Source organism: Escherichia sp. WS1450, from assembly GCF_046487395.1.
Classification (GTDB): Bacteria; Pseudomonadota; Gammaproteobacteria; order Enterobacterales; family Enterobacteriaceae; genus Escherichia; species Escherichia coli.
Window position 1 is genome coordinate 47005 of the sequence record NZ_JBJQJO010000022.1, and the last position, 17890, is coordinate 64894.

Genomic DNA, 17890 nt, shown 5'->3' on the forward strand with positions numbered 1-17890 from the left:
GCGCGGCGCAAAACCGCTGGAAAAACCACTTGCGCACTAAAGGAGAGTGAGGTGCCTACACTATTCAGGAAAAACTATCCGCGAAAGAGTAGAGCAATAGAATTGCTGTTTATCATTCTGTTTTTCGTGTTGCTGATACCAATATCCTCAATATTAGTGACTGTTCTAGTGGGGAAAGCATTTGAACCGTTAGTTGACCTGTATATCGATATAGTGTGTAAACCATTCGGGGCACTACACAATAAAATTAACCCATACAAGGAAACTGATATGGCAACTTTGACAAAAGAAGAGAGTTTTACCAAAAAACAAATCGCCGAGGCAAAAATCCTCGACAATAACGGAACATACTTTATCAACGGCTCCATCCTTCCTGTTTATATCAATGAAAATGGCGACACTTACCTTATTGAAGAGTACGAAAAAGGCAAGCCGAGCGAACACCTCATTAAAGACTTATTCGCCGACGGCGTTCTTGTTGCTGTTAATCCGATTGGCTACAACTAAAGCATAAATTATGACCAGTATTACCAGAGAACAGGCCAAGAAAATTATTGAAGCTGCCGATGAGGTTATTAGTGCGCTTGCCGGAACTAACGAGGATGTTCACCCTGGTAGCGATAACATGCTACGTCTGTGGGATGACCTGAATGACCGTTACGCGCCGCCGGAAGTTGTGCGTGAGCTGGCGCGTATCGTGCTGGCATCGCTGGAAGCGGAGCCTGTAGCGTGGCGATATCGCTACGTGAAAAAAGGCGTTACGGACTCTCAGGGGGAGCCGTGGGTTGGTGACTGGAAATATGTACCGACAACAGAGGATTGCAACGACAGGCCGAGCTATGAGATTCAGGCCTTATTCACTGCCCCGCCAGTCCCGGTGACATCAGAAGGACTGGTTAAAGCCGTGCGTTTCTATGAACAAGTTAAGCGTGAAAATCCGCCAGTCGAAACCGGAGCATGGAAAGACGCGATTGACTGGGTGCTCAAAGAGGCCTGCCAGGTTGTAAACACTGGCATCAAAGGAGACTGATATGGCTATTGCCGCAAGTTACACCATGCATCTCTATTGTGATTGCCTCCAGTGTACAGATGGCAAATATAAGTCGCCAGACTTCGGTGAGTATATCGGTACGTCATGGGCTGGCTGTGCAAAAGAGGCGCGCAAGGATGGCTGGCGAATAAGCAAAGACAAAACTCGTGCTTTTGCGCCCGGGCATAAAGTTTTGAGGATTAACAAATGACCACTTTAACCGACAAAGAACTGATTAAAGAAATCAAAGAGCGAATCGGCAGCCTGGACGTGCGAGACAATATTGAGCGCCGTGCTTATGAAATTGCGCTGGCATCTCTGGAAGCAGAGCCAGTTGGTGATTTTTATGAATACAAACCGGGTGACTGGTATCAGCGTTCGGTCGGGGATAAAGCACCAAAGTGGGTGCCGTTATATGCCACTCCGCCAGTTCCGGAATTGCAGGCTGATGTCGCACAAGCAATTGAAAATCTCAAGCAGAAGTTAGTGGAATGCAATCGCTATAACTACTGCGCAGATGCAGTTAAAGGCGTAGAGGATGCCAGCCGCGTCTTGGCACTCCAAAATAAAAATATGTCAGCACCGATAACGCCGGAGGCCATTGAAAACGCAATTGAATATATCCGCAGTATCGCTTTTCACATCGATGAAGACGATTACCACGGCAAGCATATTGCGTATTTCATGCGACAAGCACTGGTCTGGCTGGAAGGGAATTCATGCAGCGACGACAGACAGGGTAAAGCCGAGAATCAACCAGTACGCGGCAACCAGGCTGCCTAATCCAATCGCGGTAATGAGTGGACCGGCAATCCTGATATTGATAACGCAATCATCATGCACGACCGCATAGATACGCTGGAAAATTGCGATGATGACCGTATTGAGGGTGTTAAGGCTGTTTTGCGCAGACTGGCTGGCAACTATCCGGATATTCCGGATAGTTCGGTGCCAGCACCAGGAAAGGGCGTCACCGGTGAACGTATCCGAATTAAGCCGCATGTTTATCGCGAACTGGTTAACCGTCTCCACGATACAGCGATCAAGTGTGCTGGCACCCAGCAATTACGAGAAAGAATTAGCCGTGTTTTGGGCGACGTTATTACGCCAGATCATCATAAACAAGCCGAGAAAAGTGACCTGGAAAGGTGTCACCTTGAGGCGGCATTAAACATTAAGCCGGGGCATACGCTTGGCATTATCGATGCTCTGTTGGTTCATAAGATGGCCAGGGCTTTATTGCCGCTGGTGGCTGAAAAGCATGAGGCGGACCATGCCAACGAAAGCTGAATTACAGGTGCGCGTAGATGAGCTTGAAAAAGAGAACGCGAGCCTCAAAAAAATGCTGTCGCGGGCGGAAAGGGAATTATCAGGCAAATTATTGCCAGAAGAACTGCCACCAGCAGATATACCTGATCGCGTGTCCTGATGGATGAAGTATTTCCGTGCACCGTGGGAGGCGTTTTGGTGCTACGACCATCGCAGATGGTGTGATGAACTTGATAGCAGTTTTCCCTACTTTGCGGAAGGGAACACCTGCCCTCAATGCAGGGGATAGCATTTGACGAAATCGATCACCCTATCCTGAGCTTCAGAAAGAAGGTCTTTTTCTCGCGCCAGGACGTCAGGATATTGACGTTCTGGCCTTATCAGATGCCGGAGCTTCCCATTAAGCAGAATGGCCTCAGAAAACACTTTTACGCTGTGCTTTATCCCCTCTGTTTCACTTTTCAGCGTCAAAATAAAGCGCAATTGCTTATTATTCAATACACGAATTTGCAGTTCGTCTATGCTGTTTCGCAATGGGATTGATGCCACCACACTGGTGCAGTCCCTGATTGTCTGAATTGAACGGCTAACATTGAGAACGTTATTGTGCATGTGCCTGATCCACTAACTCCTGGAGGTTTCTTGTGTCAGATCGAAATATAGCAGCTAAAAGCCAGGAAGAGCGAGACAAGGTGAACGTAGACCTTGCCGCCAGCGGCGTTGCTTACAAAGAACGGCTGAATATACCTGTGATTGCAGAGCAGGTGGCCCGTGAGCAACCGGAAAACCTGCGCGCCTATTTCATGGAACGGCTACGGCACTACCGGCAGTTAAGCCTCCAGTTGCCAAAAGGGAGCGATCCGGTGTATCAGAACGAGGATGCACCAAAAAAATAACGGCAAGCTGGGGGAGAAATGTGATTAGCCCCCAGCGTGGCGCGCCTACAAACCCCGCTTTCACAAACTATGCCTTTTCAATGTATACTGTATGAATAAACAGTATTATTGAGGTAAAACGCTATGGGCTTCCCTTCTCCTGCGGCGGATTATGTTGAAAGCCGAATTTCTCTTGATCAGCAACTAATCAGGCATCCATCAGCCACCTACTTCATGCGGGCGGCTGACAGCCACTACCGCGAAGGCATATTGCAAGGGGCGTTGCTGGTGGTTGATTCCTCGCTTACTCCGGTTGATGGTTCGCTGCTTGTCTGCGCTATGGAGGGTGAATATCGCATAAAGAGATACAGGAAGTATCCGCGCCAGCACCTGGAGGATTTAAGCACCGGGAAGAAAGAGGCGTTACCAGTGGATGACGATGGATACACGGGCAGTAATGCTGTTTTTGGTGTGATCACCCACATTATCAATGACGCCAGGGACGGTGAATTTGATGATAGTCCTGCTATATGATTTGTTTTCAGAGAAACCATAGAGAGGCATGACTGGACCTATATCGCCCTGGCCATTTAAATGATTCCTCCCATTAGACGCGGTTACTCACTTGAAGATAAGATGAGGTTATAATTCTCTTTTTAGGTACGCGAATGAGTTCGTCTGCTTTTGTCACTGTTGTCACTGGAGTAAGCGTTTTTGTCCTAGGTCGACTCATCATCAAGGGGGTTGAGTCTTACATTTCATTCAAGGAACAGTTGGGGGAAATATCGCATCTGTTATTGTCTAACCAAGCAAAGCTATCGAATCCCCGCTCTGACTTAAAACAAGAAATCATCCATGATTTGAAAGATGCGGCAGCACAGTTACGGGTGAAGTACGAACTATTACCTTTCTATATCAAAATGTTACCCATCGGTTTTCGCCTTGTTCCATCAGAAACTGAAATTCGTAAAGCGGCGCAAGAATTGAATCTGATAGCCTCGATACATGATGGTAAAACCGGAGAGCTGCCATATGAGCACATAGCCAAGATTGGATTACTGCTCAGAATTCCAACCACTTATTCTGCTTAATCCCAGCAATTGCAAGACTGCATCTCGAGGATTTAAGGCACCAAGAAGTGGTATTCAGCATCATTAAAACCTATAATTGCGTACACATAACGAGTACACGAGGTGTTTATGCAATCCATTAACTTCCGTACCGCGCGTGGCAACCTTTCTGAAGTGCTCAACAATGTTGAAGCCGGGGAAGAGGTTGAAATCACCCGCAGAGGCCGTGAGCCAGCAGTAATTGTCAGCAAGGCTACTTTCGAAGCCTACAAAAAAGCGGCGCTGGATGCCGAATTTGCATCCCTGTTTGACACTCTGGACTCCACCAACAAGGAACTGGTTAACCGATAATGAGGCATATATCACCGGAAGAACTTATTGCGCTTCATGATGCGAATATAAACCGCTACGGCGGCCTGCCTGGCATGTCAGATCCGGGCAGGGCAGAGGCCATTATCGGGAGAGTCCAGGCCAGAGTTGTGTACGAAGAGATTACCGACCTTTTCGAAGTCTCCGCCACCTACCTGGTGGCTACAGCGAGAGGGCATATATTCAATGATGCCAATAAGCGTACCGCGCTAAACAGTGCGCTGCTATTTCTACGCCGTAACGGTATACAGGTATATGATTCTCCCGTGCTGGTGGAACTTGCGGTGGGGGCTGCAACTGGTGAAATCCCCGTATCTTCAGTAGCGGAAAAACTACGTGAACTATATGGTTCCAATATTTGAAAAGAAGCCCGCTCAACCAAGCGGGCTTCCTGCTATCACTCAATGATTTTTTCTGCTGTCAGCCAGCTAATTTCTTGCCTGTCTTTCGGCGGTTTTAGCATGTGGGCGTATTCAGCGACATTCTCCCACGGAATTGTTTTTGCCCACTCAACGATAGCATTGTGATCTGCAGTGAAGAGTGGAATGGTGTGCGATTTCAACCACTCTAATGTTGTAACGCCATGTTTTTTGGCGTGGTGCTGTGCATGATGCCGGGCTATCACTAGTAATGGCATTGTCCATTCACTACCATCAGGCATCGTAAAGCGCATTGTTTTCGGCATATCTGATTCAAGAACAGCCTCCCGAATACCAGGGAACTCACCAAGAACCATACGACGGTAGTAATCGCCGTTTTTACCACCATGCGATTTTGCGAACTCATCGAAATAATCTTGAGTGAGAAGAGGTGATTCTTCTGCGTTCAGCTTAATAGCCGTATAAATACCACATGGATTTTCTTCAGTTTTTGCTCGATCATGATGGGAATCGTAAAAGTGTCCATGTTCCTCCTCTGGAGGAGCAGACGTCAAAAGTATACGTGAGTCGCCACTAACTAAAGATGCTCTTAACATCCCGAATAGCCGATAGCTTACCAGAGCCGCGTCCATAACAATGATCAGAAGATGTTCACCATAATACCCGGCTACATCTTCCTCATAATTTAGGCGATATGGTTTAATTTCGCAGCCCCAAGATTTTTGGTAACGATGATTGAGGCCATTTTGAACGAGTTGAAAATACTCTCCCAGCAATGGCGCTTTTGTATTAGCTTTCTCCCAATACATGTTCATGAGTGAAAGAGTTACCATTGCATTACGCTCAAAGTCTGGAGCGACTATGACCGTTTTAGACTCAGGCATCAGGATCGTATAAAGGATACAAATGATAGCCAGAGCAGACTTATGCCCTATCCCATGCGGTGTGGTAACGCTGACTGCTGAACCTTTTTGTTGAATCGCCTCAACAATTAGCTTTTGCTGGTGGGTTAACTTAACACCCATCAACTCTTCTGCTGCTAATGCCCAGTCATGGCTATATTTGCTTACCAGCTCTCTCCACTCTGGTAATTCGGTGATGTTTTTAGGCGTCAGCATCAGCATCCTCCGCTACCTCTGCCTCCACATCTGCCGCGACTTCATCGGACTGTTCTTCTTTGGCCTGTTCTGCAATCGCCGCACGGCATTTCGCCCTGGCTGTAGCGATGGCCTCAACTTTCACGTCATTAGGAATACTTGAGGTGACATACATATCCAGTTCTTCAGCACGGAATACTGTTTTGTCCAGGAATTCATCAAGCATCCAGGTTAAGGAAAAGTCGCAGGAAATCAGCTCTACTTCGCCTTCCGCGCCGTTTGGGAAATGGATAAACATCTGCTTGCCCAAGCCAAGCACGCGACAAGCAGCCATCATTACTGCAAGTTCCAGGTCTTTGTTTTCACCTGCTACTGGTTGATCCACACCAGTAATAGTGCCGTTCAAATGGATATTATATGGCTGATATTTAGAGATGCGTTCTACACGCCATGTGCCGGTTAAGGTTCCCTGGCGGAAGATTATTGGCGTGACCGAAAGCGACAGCTCTCGAATGAGTTGTTGTGCTATGGCTGGGTCATACAGGGGATCTAACGCGATGCATCCATAAGACTGCGCCAGTTCAAACAATTCTTCCTGTGTGCACTGAATGTCTCTTGCCGTAATAAAACGTCTGACTCCCGTTTTTCCGTCACGCCAGATAGCAATGCCATTCTCACTATCTAACTCTTCGTCTAAACCCAGGTATGTAAGGATGGTTCGCTCAATGGTGGCAAAGGGCAGGGACATATCATCGTTTACATCCACCAGCAGGCCGTTACGCAGGCGATATTGAATGTTTTTGGTATTTTCCACGTTAAATCACTCCACAACAAACCAGTCACAGGCCAGTAAATCATCCACAGACGGCAACCAAACGCTGTCCATATTTTGTGCATCTTTCAATACAAAATGGTCACCATAAGGAACGTGAATGCCGTGTAAATTGACGCTTCCAGCGAGAACTAACCAGCAGAATTGCTTTTCGCCTTTCCACTCGCGTCGGGCAACTTTCTTGCCTTCCTTCAACCACATTAGCGCATCAGAGAAGTCGGCTGCTTCAAGGTCGATTTCTTCTTGCTGGGTGGTGATGCCACCAGCAGAAATAGTTACGCTCCCAGTAAGATTAATCATCACGCCGTTGTCATCCGTAATGATGACCGTGGTTCCATTTTTGGAGGCGTCGTTAACCAGGCCATAGCATTCCTCAAATGGTTTCTCCGGGGCATAGAACAGATAACCGTTTTCATAAACGATCAGATACCCGCCAGTTTTTGGTCGGTGTTTTTGTAAAAACATTGCGTCAACACAAACTGTTGCCCCTTTTGGTTCAACGAGTTCGATGCAGCCCCAAAGTGGGGCATCAGTTACTCCGAAAATAACAACATTTTTGATTTTCGATGCACTAACGTTTTTGTGAGCTTTGTATTTGGGAAGGAACTTAAAAAGCTCTTTCGTGGGCATGTTATTCATAGCCTTTCCTCTACTTAAAACTTTGCGTACTGAAGCGGTGTACGCTTGATTTCAATGCGGTCTTCCGATGTGCTACCAAAGCCACCAGCACCTCGCTCTGTTTCATCGAGTTCATCAACTTCTACCAGCGATACCGGTTCAACACGCTCAAAAATGCCTTGCATGACCGCCATTCCTGGCTTGAGGCAAACGCCTTCACCACCGGGATCTGTAATCAGTTTTGCTTTGATTTCACCGCGATAATCGGAGTCGATAATTCCTACGCAGTTAGCCAGGCGCGTATGCTTTTTGCAGCCCAATCCGGAACGAGGATAAAGTTTCAGACACCAGCCAGGAGGGATCGCCATAGCGAGGCCGGTATGCACCCACCAGCTTGAGGAAATAGCGCCGTTGCTATTGATACCTGGCGTTATTTCAACAGCAATAAAATCCATCGCCGCCGATCCGGCGGTGGCGTAAACGGGGAGTCTTGCCGCCGGATGAAGGCGTTTCACTTTCACGTTAATCATTGCTTTTTAGCTCTCCGGGTAAATGTATAAATCCGGCGTTTGATATGCGGAGCGGTCGGAACGGAGACGCAGGTATTCTCGATAACACCTTGTTCCTCCAGCGATCGCACAGCACGCAAGAACTGTGATGCATCACCACCGCCAGACAGCCAGAATTTGCGGGCATAGACGCTGCCATTACGGATAATTTCTGCGATCACCCGCGCTTGCGTCTGGCTTTCTCGATAGCCAAAGAGTTCTCTTGCCTCTCCTTGTGGGATAGCCAACTGATAGCCTTTCCCGCTACGGTGACGGACAAAACCGTGAGCAATGAGGTTCTTCAGCTCATTTCGGGTGCGGATACACCCGTACTCAGGGAACTGTGTGTTGATATCACCAGGCTTATGCCATTCATCAGGACTATCAGCCAGGAGGGACAGAAGTTTCCCTGACAGCTCAGGATTAGTGGTTGGATAGCAGTTCAGGGATGGGTAGTAAGTTTTCATTTGCGCCCCCTTGCCGGATAGCGCCCGGCATTTGCATCAGGAGCAATGAAGCCGCTGGTGGGGCGAGTGAAAACATGGTTAATTTTCTCGGTCATAGCGCGATAATTTTCCTGATAGTGGGCCAGGAGTTTTTCAGCAGCAATGACGGTTACTTTCCGGACGTAGCGTTCAGCTTCCTCCAGATTTCGCCAGTTTTTTTCGAGGGTAAACACGGGAACGGCATCAAGTCCGGTCATAACACCGAACACCACGACCGCCTGGTCGCGCTTAACGCCCGCAGTGAAGGTTATGGTGTAACCGTCAACAGTGAAGCGTTTTGATTCCGTAATACGATTGTGCAAAGTACCCTCCGCAATAGGCGAGGGTACTTTACATTAAAATGCACTGTCTAAAAAGATTGTTAGAAAATTAATTTATGAATCCATCAGGCGACTATTTGCACCAACGGATGCCCCGCTACGGCGCAAATATCGCATAAGTGTTTCGGGCTTTTTCCATGTGCCTTCCTGCATGATCTCGACCATTGACACCTGTTTCTCAGCCATATCAATTGCCGCACCAACACGCGCACTATGGCCTGTCCACGTCCGGTATCTTCCCTTGTTCGGCGTGGCATCTCGTTTGTTCAGCAACCCCCAGGCATCGCTGAATATTTTCTCCATTGCAGGTGCAGTAAGGGGCGTTGTCGTGATTCTGGCCTTATTACTGCGGTGTATTGGCGGGAATAGCACCGCGTCCGGATGTTCTCGAAGTCCGGACACCTCCAGCCAGTCGTTCAGTACGGCGGTAGTGTAACGAGAAAGCACCTTATCAAGTCCGGCGGCGGTCGTGATGGTCTTCGTGTGTGAAATATGCAGCGTTACAGTGTCACCTGTTTGGTCCAGATCTCCGACGCGGATGCGCGAGATTTCTGACATACGCATCAGGGTATTGTATGCCACGAAGAGAAACGCCCGATTGCGCAGGTCCACCAGCCGCTCGGAACGGGACAGCAACACGTCGAGCAATTTCAGATCATCCCACCGCAACGGTATAGCCTGGCCTGTTCGCTCGCCTTTTTCCGTTGCCGCTTCGCGCCGGATGCGCCGCATGGCCAGAGACACACTTTTATCGTCCGACAGCGGCGGGAGGCCACATTGCGAAAGCAGCATGTTAAGCATGGCATAGTGCTTATCAATGGTGGTCGAAGCCAGATCGGCCTCATGCAACTGGAGAAGATACTCGCGGGCCATTTCCGGCGTAATCGGGAACCAGGGGCGCTGGCGCGAGTTACACCACCGCGCCCAGGAATGAAACACCAGACGGAGATCACGAAGTGTATTTGGGGCATAAGCTCCCTGGTCGTTCATGAACTGCATAAAGTTTTTTGCAGCTTCCTGGTATTCGGTGCCAATATCGCGCAGAAAACCACCAGAACCGCCGGAGATAACTAGTTCACCCATGAAACTATTAAACCTCTATATACAGATAACGCTACGTGAAAAATAGAAAACTGACAGGGTAGTTATAAGTTAATTTTCAAAATTCAAGCCTTTGATTCGAGGCATGATTTTTCATCCTTGTCAATACTGCCTGTTTACTGGAGATTATAGCCTAACTTTAAATAATGCCAATTATTTAAAGTTAGAAATCGGGACTTTTTCCCAAAAAAACACCGACCAGATCACTTCGCAAATCCGTCAGCCATGCGGTAGCCGCTCCTGGTTACATTTTCTAATAGGAACAATCAAAAAAAAGCGGTTTTATCCTTTACTCACCTTGTTATTCGGCATAAATTTGTCACAGGACTTTTATGTTAGAAAACTAAATCGAGTAGGAATAATGAGTAAGAAGTCGATCGAGAATGAGTACAAACGGTTCCTGCAAACCGCTGAACGGTGGAAAGAGCTGGTGGTCGCAAACTCTGTTTTCCATGATACCAGTTATGTTGGCGAGGAATTTCGCCATGTTGCATTAACACATGATCCGGCTGTATTAGAAGAAGCTGAAAAATGCATAGCCGAATGGAAAGCCTTTGTTGATCTGTGTCGCAAGGATGATGACAAAGCCTCAAACATTGTTGAGTCGGTTTATTTACCGATCCCATTCATTGTTGAGGATACTAATCAGAGTACGCATATCGTTATGCAAAGCGCAACCACAACGAGAACATTTACGCGCGAAGACCTGTTGAAAAAATACGATAAAACTATAAAGAAAAGCATGAAAAACAGGATATTTTCACAGGTTGTCGGTGCGCTTGAAGAAGAACGCAGATTCTTCGCCGCTGAACGTGAGGGCGAGGTATACCGCGCAAGAAAAGAAGGTTATACCGATGTGGTGATTACCACCAATATTGAGGGCAACAATGGACTTTCACGCTTCAGAGTGGGTACGCACGGTGCGCTGATCTTTGCAAAAAAAGCAAACACAGAGATTCCCGTTGTTAACAACGTTGGTGAGCGCCGCACCCTTACCATTTACACTGGCATTAAACCGCTTCCGTGCGGACTTCTCGGCGAATTTGACCTTTATCGGGTTCGTGATCTGGAAAAGCAGCAGCCAAGCTACGTCGTGAAGTCATATATCCTGAGAAACATTGATATCCGCAATCAGAGTTTAAAAAACAAATCAGATAAAATGCTGGCCGAAGCCGATCCAGCCATACACCAGATCGTTAGCCGGAAAATTCAAGAGGCTAAAGATGCAATGGCAAGGCTGGATAAAATGGACCTGGAACTACTGGAAGTTATGATTGCCTCCGGCGATGACCTGACAGGCATCCGCCTTACTGAAGCCAGGAAAAAATACGGTAAAAGCGTTGAAGAACGCTATGGGTACACATTCACACAAACGATGTACGCGGCAAAACTCTGGTAATCGCAAGCCACCCACAAGCCCCGAATCGCCGGGGCTTTTAAATGTCAATATCAGGAATATCCACTTCTGCCAACACCTGATCGCGGAATGTTGCGAGTTCTGCGCCAATGTCTTCATTAGCAGGCACGTAATCCACCAGCATAGTGAAGCAGTAGGTATCCCATCTGTCCGGTGACTTGATGTTTAACTTCTGCCGCATGTGCTCCTTGCGCATCATCGCTACCTTCCCTTCTTCGTTAAGCATATACGGGATTTTTGATGCCTGATCTGCGGTTTTGGGGTCACTATCGATACGCATACGCCCGGATTTAATGGCATCCCCTGCCATAATATTGGCGTAAGCACGCTGATTGACAAATCGTTCTCTGTCTCTCAGCGCAAACATAGGCTTACCCCAACGGATGCGAACGGGATTAGCACCACGGCGGACAAGCTGCGCACACGTATCTGAACCAAAGCCATCAGCATCCACAGCAATGGTGATGTTCGGGTATTTATCAGGAGTGCATTCGTTATAGATAAAGTCGGCAAAAGCCAACGGGTCCATAGTGCCTGGCATCTCCAGTATCTTAAAGTTCACAACGCGTCGTTTCTCACGATAACCGGATACTTTGCATATATTGAGCACCGATTTGTCGCGACCATTACCGACGTCAGCGGTCGCTACCCAGCCCCAATCTTTCTCCAGCAACACTTTACGCCGTGCGGCGCGGTCGCACTCATCACGACCAAGCAAATACCCGTTAATTGCACGCGGGAACTGGCCCAGCACCTTAACCATGTACTCCAGCGAATCCCTGCCGCCGTACTCCAGCAATTTCTCACGAATAAAGCTCGGTTCAACGAATGGTGATTCTTCAGAGTTAAGGACTATTGCCGTCCAGACACCTTCCGGATTGCCTTCTGCCTTTGCCCTTGAATGGTGAGATTCATAAAAGTAACCGCTTGGACGCGTAGGCTGGGAAAGCATGAGCATACGGTTATCTTTCTGCGTTAACGCCCCCGTCATGACGTTAATCGCCTTATCGGATATGCCCGATGCTTCATCAAGGATTAGCAGTAAATGCTCAGCGTGCTCCCCCGCCAGTGCCTCTTCGTTACCGAGTCGATAACCTTTACAGAGCACTTCCCATATCCCTTTACGGGAACGCTCATAAAACATGGTGTCAGACAGGACAAAATAGGTCTGTAACCAGCCGTGACGCTTAACAGCATTCGCCCAAAACTGTTTCACGTATTTGAATACGCCTGTTTTTACCTGGCCTATTTTGTTCGCAACAATAATGACGCGGGCGTCGGGGAACAGGATCATGAAAATTAGTAGCAACATCGCGGTAAGGGACGACTTACCCGTTCCGTGTCCGGACGTAACGGTCGTCCTGCTCCCCGTCTCCTGCACTGACTGAATGATCTGCTGCTGCTGGTGGGAGGGGAACATCCCAAAAATATCGACAACCGCCTGGGTAAAGTTGTATCGATACCTGATAACCATATCGCGCCAACGTGGATCACTGGTGACGCACTTAATCTTACGACCACCAGCCATTAGTCATCCTCCGGCTGGTCTATCGCAATCTCGTCATCTACAGCATCAAAACCGGTATCCCCCGCGTCATAATCACCGTAGATATCAGCCGTGGCGGAAGGGTCTATATTCAGGTCTTCATCATTGGCCTCAAATTCACCGGCTTTACGTTCTCCGTTCCGGTCGTAATCCCCCATCCCAAGCCTATCAACGATTTTCGCTACTTCAGCCCGGCGTTGTGCAAGCCATTGTGGGAGTCCAGCTTGTTGCTCGGCAAACTGTTTCGCCTCTTTATCCAGTTGCTCATCATCAACATCGTTAACGTCAGAAACCGGAGGCTCCAGAAGTGAGATCGCTTTTGCCGCTCGTGCCGCCAGGATAGCCGGGACACTGACGCCCTGCCGCTCGATATATTCAGCAACACCTATATCATCCAGCTCCTCGCGCTCACGCATACGTATAGCGGCGGCGATAACCCTGGCGGCGCGTGCGTCAGCGCCAATGCGATACTCAATCTCCTTGCCACGCTGCTCGGCTTGTAGGCGGGCAATCGCCAGTTTTTCTCTGGCCTCAGCCTCCCTGAATGCCTGCTGACGCGCGCCCTGCGCAAGTTTTTCATCCCCCTGGCGTAGCTTCTGCTCGTTCTGATAGATGGCTGCCAGCCTGGTGATAAAGTCATTCATGTAGTAGGCCGCATCGCTGATCAGTCCGAGAAGACGCTGCCCTGGGTGCATCCCCTCTGGCTGTGTATCACCGAGGGCGTCAATCTCTTCCTGTAGTCGCTCCGCTTCCTGGTCAACGATAGCCTGATACTGAATTGCTCGTTCCTGCGCCATCTGTATCGCAAGTCGTAAATGTTCAGTCGCGCCGTTCTTCATCATCTCACGGGCGACGTTGGTGGCAGGCAAAGTGGTGCTTTGAGCTGATGAATCAGGGATCATTTGCAATGATCCCTTGTTTCGTTGGGCTTTATCGCTGCTTTTAGGGATCATTTCTCCCATTTCATCACAAAATGATCCCTTCACATCCTTGTGTATCTTGTTGTTATTACTTGGCTTTTCTTTGTGATCCGCATTTTGTTTTTGCGGCATGGCGCGGAACCGTCCACCAGCCAACGATTTGTCAGTTTTTGTAAATTCTGTGCTTTTATTAGCCTTTTTATGCTCTTTTTTTGAGCCGGTGGCGCTGCTTTTTGCGCGCTGTTTTGTACTTTTCCCGGTAGCCTTAGCTTTCGCCTTAACCTCATTTTTTTTCATATTGAGATGCTTTCTGGCGGTGTTAAAGCTGAGGTCATGCTGCTCGCAATATTCTTTTATGGTGATCCCGGTTGCTTCTCTTAACTCCAGGAACTTAGCTCGATGCGCTTCCCAGTTAATTAACGTCATAGGGAAGCCTCACGTTTTTTCACAGCGGCGTTCCATAGCTGGTTAGTCATCGCCACCAACTGACGCTGCTCCTTTCGTAATTGAGCTTCTATCTTTCGGTTGGTGTTTTTCACCAACAGCCGACCGAATTCAGGAGTGCGCCCGCGCACCTTGAACTGGTATCCATTCAGGCCATGTAACCAATATTTCCGGGGGTATACGCGGTCGTCTATTTCGCAAATGGCACGACTGGAACGAACAAAAAAACGTATGATGTTATTTACGTTTACGCGCGACACATGAAGGTGAGGATATTGTGCTTTTGCACGGCTGGTGATTTCGGTGACCGTCAGATAGCAGTTAGCCCTGATCATGATATCCGCTATTTCGGCGCTACTGATTTGCTCCATTTATCCCCCGGATAGAAAAAGACCGAGGGGATGATAATCAGCTTGTTAATACTGAGAAGACTGTCAAAAACATGATCTATTAGAAAATTAATATCAATTTGCTAACACTACCAGCGGGATAAACGAACAACATGCTTAACTTTTGCCTCCCACTTCCCTTTATGTTTGTTGATCACCGCCTGCGCCATCTTCAGACTGGCTTCAAAATCGGCTTTTCGACCACTATTGCCCACCAGCAACGCTCCGTCTATTTCGGGTAAGCATAAATAATCCTGCTCGACGGTAAGCGGCATTGATGATGTAACCTGGCAGGCTTTCCATCTGAAGCGTATGCGCACACTCCTGACTGACATCACGACATAACCTGATATTGTGCTCTTGTGTCCGGCGTCTGTGCGTGTAGCCTTGCATGATGTTATCTTGCAGGTGATGATGTCCCAACCAATGTGCATCGCATCCTCAGCGCGTAATTTAGTAGCCTCGTACATCAAAAAACCTCCCAGTCAGTAGCGATAATATCAACTCCAGTTGCAAACCAGTCTGTCTGCGCCTGTAAATCCCCATTCATCATTACCAGGCGAGGCATAACCATCACATCACAACCTTCAACAATATCGAATGCCTCTTCCGGCAGGAATTCGACGAGCTTTTCTTTGCTACCAACACTGCCACGGAGCATCGATATATAGCTCCCTTTAGGCCATGATGTTCGCCGGGCATCAAGCCCCTTCATCATCCAGTAAAAGGCCGATGAGAACGGGATGTTCTTTTTGGCGATGAGCACGTTATTCGCTTCTGTGTACTTCAGGAACTTAACTAACCTTACCATCGACTCGGATAACGCAATGTACGGCTCATGATTGATTGCTGACACACTTACGCCGTGCAGTCCAACACTTACCACTGTCATATCACCGTTCTGTGCGGTTTCGATGTTGACGCCTTTACGAACTAACGCTGCATAAAGCTCCTCGCGCTTTTGCGTCCAGCATTCTCGTCGCCCTATAAAGTCACTCAAAACGAGATCATCTTCTAAATACGCGTTATCGTTCGCCGTTAACATAACGTCTCCTTTTTTACACGCGCGACTATCCCCCGGCTGAACCGGTAGTGACGTCGTAACTTCGTATTAATTAAGGGTTACAGCCTGAGCGGCTATATGATGAATTGAAAGGAGTTGTGGCGGTGGTGCCTCCACCTGCCAGGTTAGCCACGCCCGGCGACGACACTTATCAGAACGTAGTGAATGAAAATGGCTTCGTCACGAGCGCATAGCCGCAATTACCACAACGGAAAACGGCGCTCACGCTAATTAAACGCCTTTTCCTGTTGTACGCCGTGCTCTTCCGGCTGTCACACCGAATCGCCAGGATGGTGAATCCGCAGTCCGACGCTATGAACGGGGCTTGCACATTCCGGCTACCTGGTGTGCCCATGCAGTGTTAGTAAAAGGTACCTAACAGCTACACCAGACCGCTAACGACGCATGTGCCATACGCCGTGTTACAACCAAATGTGGTGGCCCCTACCGGACTTGAACCGGTGACCGTGCGATTATGAGTCGCCCGCTCTAACCACTGAGCTAAAGGGCCAGATTACTGTTAATTACGCTTACGCTTTTTGCCAGAACCGCGTAAGGCTTTTGCCGCTTGCTCTACCCCGTATGCAACCACCAGCAGAAACAATAATGTCCACTCCGGGTTTTTATCGGCAAACGCCCAAAAATCCATCACTTGCAGCCACCTTTTAAGACAAAACGCCATTGCTGTTAGGTTGCGGTGCCGGGTGCCTCCCGGTGACGTTAACCAGTTAACAATTAACGCCGGATCACTTATGGATTCTCGTTACGCCAGTAAAAAGACCACCTTTACTGTTTTAACTGTTCCGCGTGCGCTTAGCCGCATTCACCGCAATGGTAAGAGCATTTGGCTGACTGGGCGGCGATGACGCCTGTACGCATTTGGTGATCCGGTTCTGCTTCCGGCATTCGCTTAATTAGCCAAATACTCTTAACGTTGCGCTGGCGGAGAGTAATGGAATCGAACCATCATCGCTTGCGCAATGGGACGGTTTTCAAGACCGCTTGAGCACCATGCTCCCTACTCTCCAGTGATTGTGATGGTCGGTGCTGAACTCCGACACAGGGTTGTAGCAAGCCCCGCAAAGCGCGCACTACTGTAGTTGCGGCACATCAGCCTGTGCATTCATCACAACGGTAAGGGTACTTCGTAGGGATTCGAACCCTCTGCCAAGCTCGGCGATCTCCGACGTCGCAAAATACCCTTACCTGTTGTGTTGGTGCCGGTTAACGGACTCGAACCGCTGACATCCTGCTTACAAGGCAGGCGCTCTACCAACTGAGCTAAACCGGCAATTTGGTGGGGAGTGATGGAGTCGAACCATCCGAGTCGCAATGACAGTAGATTTACAGTCTACCCCGCTACCCCTACGGACTAACTCCCCTAAATTGGCGATGGTGGGTGGATTCGAACCACCGACCGACAGCTTAGAAGGCTGCTGCTCTATCCTACTGAGCTACACCATCACTTGCCGGGTACGTCTCCGGCGAGGGCTTCCACCTCCGTATGCTTTTCGGCGCACCGCGCCCTGGCTGCAATTCGGTAACAGGGGATGCATAACCCTGGCTTCCAGCGTGATTAGCGCCTTCAGCATGACGGGATATACCCGTTACAAGACATTATCCCAGAAAGCCATTAACCAATGGCTGTTACGCGGGAGGGACGTAACAGGTAAGGGCGCTGACCAGAAAGACCTGACCCTTCTCATTCATCTGGTTAATCACACCAGCGCCCTTGCCTGTTATGCCTCCCCGTTCCCTAATACACAGACGGGGACACTCTGCGGTCGATTTTTTGACGGGGGACGACTCATACCCCGTGGCGTCAGGCTTCTTAGGCCGCTACCATCATCAGATCATCGTTTGCATTTACTTTAATGGTCGGGTTCTAAACCGCCGCAAAGTCGCTAACCATGACGAAAACACTGAAAAAACACCCACCCGAAGGTGGGCAAATATCCCACTCGCGGTATTGCCACTTAGGCGTATGGTCAACCTGGCAACTCGGTGTCCTCAACGGGGAAGGAATAACCCCGCCATACTTACCGCCGCGCCTGTCGCGGTTATCGCTACGTATCAACATAAAAGCCGACTGCCTG

General features: G+C 48.8%; 24 protein-coding genes, 5 tRNA genes and 3 pseudogenes. 13 read left to right on the top strand and 19 right to left on the bottom strand.

Annotated features, from left to right (window positions below):
• Nucleotides 1-51: 51 nt before the first annotated feature.
• The 7 genes and pseudogenes from ACJHYR_RS21015 to ACJHYR_RS21045 all read left to right on the top strand — a co-directional run.
• Nucleotides 52-267 (top strand): annotated as a pseudogene (locus tag ACJHYR_RS21015) (DUF4014 family protein); the annotation flags it as partial.
• 3 nt (nt 268-270) lie between these two features.
• A complete protein-coding gene (locus ACJHYR_RS21020) occupies nt 271-507 on the top strand; it encodes a hypothetical protein (protein ID WP_024133813.1) in 237 nt (78 codons plus the stop codon).
• 118 nt (nt 508-625) lie between these two features.
• Entirely contained in the window at nt 626-1030 is a 405-nt protein-coding gene (locus ACJHYR_RS21025) for a hypothetical protein (protein ID WP_250559667.1), read from the top strand.
• 1 nt (nt 1031) lies between these two features.
• The gene (locus ACJHYR_RS21030; protein WP_000951706.1) at nt 1032-1241 is read left to right on the top strand and encodes a hypothetical protein; all 210 of its coding nucleotides are present in this window, start codon (nt 1032-1034) and stop codon (nt 1239-1241) included.
• Nucleotides 1238-1366 (top strand): annotated as a pseudogene (locus ACJHYR_RS21035) (hypothetical protein); the annotation flags it as partial. The gene ACJHYR_RS21030 and the pseudogene ACJHYR_RS21035, both read left to right, overlap by 4 nt.
• Nucleotides 1349-2320 (top strand): annotated as a pseudogene (locus tag ACJHYR_RS21040) (hypothetical protein). The pseudogenes ACJHYR_RS21035 and ACJHYR_RS21040, both read left to right, overlap by 18 nt.
• Complete coding sequence (locus ACJHYR_RS21045; protein WP_021551785.1) at nt 2304-2459, top strand: hypothetical protein; 156 nt, start codon at nt 2304-2306, stop codon at nt 2457-2459. Before ACJHYR_RS21040 ends, ACJHYR_RS21045 begins: the two are co-directional and overlap by 17 nt.
• 113 nt (nt 2460-2572) lie before the next feature.
• Here the strand turns inward: ACJHYR_RS21045 and ACJHYR_RS21050 are convergent, their stop codons facing one another.
• The gene (locus ACJHYR_RS21050; RefSeq protein WP_410233142.1) at nt 2573-2851 is read right to left on the bottom strand and encodes a hypothetical protein; all 279 of its coding nucleotides are present in this window, start codon (nt 2849-2851) and stop codon (nt 2573-2575) included.
• A 92-nt stretch (nt 2852-2943) separates the two neighbouring features.
• Between ACJHYR_RS21050 and ACJHYR_RS21055 the strand changes: the two genes are divergently transcribed.
• The 5 genes from ACJHYR_RS21055 to ACJHYR_RS21075 all read left to right on the top strand — a co-directional run bounded on the left by ACJHYR_RS21055 (nt 2944) and on the right by ACJHYR_RS21075 (nt 4975).
• Nucleotides 2944-3195, top strand: a complete 252-nt coding sequence (locus ACJHYR_RS21055) for a DNA polymerase III subunit theta (protein ID WP_001283837.1) — start codon at nt 2944-2946, stop codon at nt 3193-3195.
• Nucleotides 3196-3318: 123 nt separating this feature from the next.
• Nucleotides 3319-3708 (top strand): S24 family peptidase, encoded by a 390-nt coding sequence (locus ACJHYR_RS21060; protein ID WP_203369776.1) that lies wholly within the window; start codon nt 3319-3321, stop codon nt 3706-3708.
• A 134-nt stretch (nt 3709-3842) separates the two neighbouring features.
• Nucleotides 3843-4265 carry a hypothetical protein gene (locus ACJHYR_RS21065; RefSeq protein ID WP_016262418.1) on the top strand — a complete coding sequence of 141 codons (423 nt, stop codon included), beginning with the start codon at nt 3843-3845 and terminating at the stop codon, nt 4263-4265.
• A gap of 108 nt (nt 4266-4373) precedes the next feature.
• Nucleotides 4374-4595: a type II toxin-antitoxin system Phd/YefM family antitoxin gene (locus tag ACJHYR_RS21070; RefSeq protein ID WP_001190712.1), complete on the top strand. Its 222-nt coding sequence runs from the start codon at nt 4374-4376 to the stop codon at nt 4593-4595.
• A complete protein-coding gene (locus ACJHYR_RS21075) occupies nt 4595-4975 on the top strand; it encodes a type II toxin-antitoxin system death-on-curing family toxin (protein ID WP_175107129.1) in 381 nt (126 codons plus the stop codon). Before ACJHYR_RS21070 ends, ACJHYR_RS21075 begins: the two co-directional genes overlap by 1 nt.
• Before the next feature lie 35 nt (nt 4976-5010).
• On the opposite strand, the gene ACJHYR_RS21080 is transcribed toward ACJHYR_RS21075, so the two are convergent.
• From ACJHYR_RS21080 to ACJHYR_RS21110, 7 genes are all read right to left on the bottom strand, one after another.
• The gene (locus ACJHYR_RS21080) at nt 5011-6111 is read right to left on the bottom strand and encodes a hypothetical protein (protein WP_263899043.1); all 1101 of its coding nucleotides are present in this window, start codon (nt 6109-6111) and stop codon (nt 5011-5013) included.
• A complete protein-coding gene (locus ACJHYR_RS21085; protein WP_263899040.1) occupies nt 6098-6904 on the bottom strand; it encodes a hypothetical protein in 807 nt (268 codons plus the stop codon). Before ACJHYR_RS21085 ends, ACJHYR_RS21080 begins: the two co-directional genes overlap by 14 nt.
• 6 nt (nt 6905-6910) lie before the next feature.
• The gene (locus ACJHYR_RS21090; protein ID WP_021551780.1) at nt 6911-7561 is read right to left on the bottom strand and encodes a DUF2829 domain-containing protein; all 651 of its coding nucleotides are present in this window, start codon (nt 7559-7561) and stop codon (nt 6911-6913) included.
• A gap of 14 nt (nt 7562-7575) precedes the next feature.
• Nucleotides 7576-8070 carry a dUTP diphosphatase gene (dut, locus tag ACJHYR_RS21095; protein ID WP_201511054.1) on the bottom strand — a complete coding sequence of 165 codons (495 nt, stop codon included), beginning with the start codon at nt 8068-8070 and terminating at the stop codon, nt 7576-7578.
• Nucleotides 8067-8555 carry a hypothetical protein gene (locus ACJHYR_RS21100; protein ID WP_016262423.1) on the bottom strand — a complete coding sequence of 163 codons (489 nt, stop codon included), beginning with the start codon at nt 8553-8555 and terminating at the stop codon, nt 8067-8069. The genes dut and ACJHYR_RS21100 overlap by 4 nt, the downstream gene beginning before the upstream one ends.
• Nucleotides 8552-8896, bottom strand: a complete 345-nt coding sequence (locus ACJHYR_RS21105) for a hypothetical protein (RefSeq protein ID WP_016262424.1) — start codon at nt 8894-8896, stop codon at nt 8552-8554. The genes ACJHYR_RS21100 and ACJHYR_RS21105 overlap by 4 nt, the downstream gene beginning before the upstream one ends.
• Before the next feature lie 72 nt (nt 8897-8968).
• A complete protein-coding gene (locus ACJHYR_RS21110; RefSeq protein ID WP_021551777.1) occupies nt 8969-9997 on the bottom strand; it encodes a tyrosine-type recombinase/integrase in 1029 nt (342 codons plus the stop codon).
• Nucleotides 9998-10376: 379 nt separating this feature from the next.
• On the opposite strand from ACJHYR_RS21110, the gene ACJHYR_RS21115 reads away from it, so the two are divergent.
• On the top strand, nt 10377-11414 hold the full coding sequence (locus ACJHYR_RS21115) for a hypothetical protein (RefSeq protein ID WP_029701835.1): 1038 nt from the start codon (nt 10377-10379) through the stop codon (nt 11412-11414).
• A 37-nt stretch (nt 11415-11451) separates the two neighbouring features.
• On the opposite strand, the gene ACJHYR_RS21120 is transcribed toward ACJHYR_RS21115, so the two are convergent.
• From ACJHYR_RS21120 to ACJHYR_RS21170, 11 genes are all read right to left on the bottom strand, one after another.
• Complete coding sequence (locus tag ACJHYR_RS21120; protein WP_016262427.1) at nt 11452-12960, bottom strand: hypothetical protein; 1509 nt, start codon at nt 12958-12960, stop codon at nt 11452-11454.
• Nucleotides 12960-14324 (bottom strand): DNA pacase A subunit, encoded by a 1365-nt coding sequence (locus tag ACJHYR_RS21125; RefSeq protein ID WP_251121649.1) that lies wholly within the window; start codon nt 14322-14324, stop codon nt 12960-12962. The genes ACJHYR_RS21120 and ACJHYR_RS21125 overlap by 1 nt, the downstream gene beginning before the upstream one ends.
• Nucleotides 14321-14713: a hypothetical protein gene (locus ACJHYR_RS21130; RefSeq protein WP_021551773.1), complete on the bottom strand. Its 393-nt coding sequence runs from the start codon at nt 14711-14713 to the stop codon at nt 14321-14323. The genes ACJHYR_RS21125 and ACJHYR_RS21130 overlap by 4 nt, the downstream gene beginning before the upstream one ends.
• A gap of 107 nt (nt 14714-14820) precedes the next feature.
• Entirely contained in the window at nt 14821-15006 is a 186-nt protein-coding gene (locus ACJHYR_RS21135; RefSeq protein ID WP_024191202.1) for a hypothetical protein, read from the bottom strand.
• Between the two features lie 194 nt (nt 15007-15200).
• Complete coding sequence (locus ACJHYR_RS21140; protein WP_021551771.1) at nt 15201-15776, bottom strand: MW1434 family type I TA system toxin; 576 nt, start codon at nt 15774-15776, stop codon at nt 15201-15203.
• A gap of 453 nt (nt 15777-16229) precedes the next feature.
• Nucleotides 16230-16305: transfer RNA gene (locus tag ACJHYR_RS21145), tRNA-Ile, on the bottom strand.
• Nucleotides 16306-16314: 9 nt separating this feature from the next.
• Nucleotides 16315-16446, bottom strand: a complete 132-nt coding sequence (locus tag ACJHYR_RS21150; RefSeq protein WP_255097511.1) for a hypothetical protein — start codon at nt 16444-16446, stop codon at nt 16315-16317.
• A gap of 288 nt (nt 16447-16734) precedes the next feature.
• Nucleotides 16735-16821: transfer RNA gene (locus ACJHYR_RS21155), tRNA-Ser, on the bottom strand.
• Between the two features lie 188 nt (nt 16822-17009).
• A tRNA-Thr gene (locus tag ACJHYR_RS21160) sits at nt 17010-17085 on the bottom strand.
• A 4-nt stretch (nt 17086-17089) separates the two neighbouring features.
• Nucleotides 17090-17176, bottom strand: a tRNA-Tyr gene (locus ACJHYR_RS21165).
• Between the two features lie 5 nt (nt 17177-17181).
• Nucleotides 17182-17258 (bottom strand) — tRNA-Arg (locus tag ACJHYR_RS21170).
• Nucleotides 17259-17890 lie beyond the last annotated feature (632 nt).

Bases quoted from the DNA above. Each gene is read 5' to 3' on its own strand.
- ACJHYR_RS21020 (WP_024133813.1), top strand. From the start codon at position 271: ATGGCAACTTTGACAAAAGAAGAGAGTTTTACCAAAAAACAAATCGCC.
- ACJHYR_RS21025 (WP_250559667.1), top strand. From the start codon at position 626: ATGCTACGTCTGTGGGATGACCTGAATGACCGTTACGCGCCGCCGGAA.
- ACJHYR_RS21030 (WP_000951706.1), top strand. From the start codon at position 1,032: ATGGCTATTGCCGCAAGTTACACCATGCATCTCTATTGTGATTGCCTC.
- ACJHYR_RS21045 (WP_021551785.1), top strand. From the start codon at position 2,304: ATGCCAACGAAAGCTGAATTACAGGTGCGCGTAGATGAGCTTGAAAAA.
- ACJHYR_RS21060 (WP_203369776.1), top strand. From the start codon at position 3,319: ATGGGCTTCCCTTCTCCTGCGGCGGATTATGTTGAAAGCCGAATTTCT.
- ACJHYR_RS21065 (WP_016262418.1), top strand. From the start codon at position 3,843: ATGAGTTCGTCTGCTTTTGTCACTGTTGTCACTGGAGTAAGCGTTTTT.
- ACJHYR_RS21070 (WP_001190712.1), top strand. From the start codon at position 4,374: ATGCAATCCATTAACTTCCGTACCGCGCGTGGCAACCTTTCTGAAGTG.
- ACJHYR_RS21075 (WP_175107129.1), top strand. From the start codon at position 4,595: ATGAGGCATATATCACCGGAAGAACTTATTGCGCTTCATGATGCGAAT.
- ACJHYR_RS21080 (WP_263899043.1), bottom strand. From the start codon at position 6,111: ATGCTGACGCCTAAAAACATCACCGAATTACCAGAGTGGAGAGAGCTG.
- ACJHYR_RS21090 (WP_021551780.1), bottom strand. From the start codon at position 7,561: ATGAATAACATGCCCACGAAAGAGCTTTTTAAGTTCCTTCCCAAATAC.
- dut (WP_201511054.1), bottom strand. From the start codon at position 8,070: ATGATTAACGTGAAAGTGAAACGCCTTCATCCGGCGGCAAGACTCCCC.
- ACJHYR_RS21100 (WP_016262423.1), bottom strand. From the start codon at position 8,555: ATGAAAACTTACTACCCATCCCTGAACTGCTATCCAACCACTAATCCT.
- ACJHYR_RS21110 (WP_021551777.1), bottom strand. From the start codon at position 9,997: ATGGGTGAACTAGTTATCTCCGGCGGTTCTGGTGGTTTTCTGCGCGAT.
- ACJHYR_RS21115 (WP_029701835.1), top strand. From the start codon at position 10,377: ATGAGTAAGAAGTCGATCGAGAATGAGTACAAACGGTTCCTGCAAACC.
- ACJHYR_RS21120 (WP_016262427.1), bottom strand. From the start codon at position 12,960: ATGGCTGGTGGTCGTAAGATTAAGTGCGTCACCAGTGATCCACGTTGG.
- ACJHYR_RS21125 (WP_251121649.1), bottom strand. From the start codon at position 14,324: ATGACGTTAATTAACTGGGAAGCGCATCGAGCTAAGTTCCTGGAGTTA.
- ACJHYR_RS21130 (WP_021551773.1), bottom strand. From the start codon at position 14,713: ATGGAGCAAATCAGTAGCGCCGAAATAGCGGATATCATGATCAGGGCT.
- ACJHYR_RS21135 (WP_024191202.1), bottom strand. From the start codon at position 15,006: ATGCCGCTTACCGTCGAGCAGGATTATTTATGCTTACCCGAAATAGAC.
- ACJHYR_RS21140 (WP_021551771.1), bottom strand. From the start codon at position 15,776: ATGTTAACGGCGAACGATAACGCGTATTTAGAAGATGATCTCGTTTTG.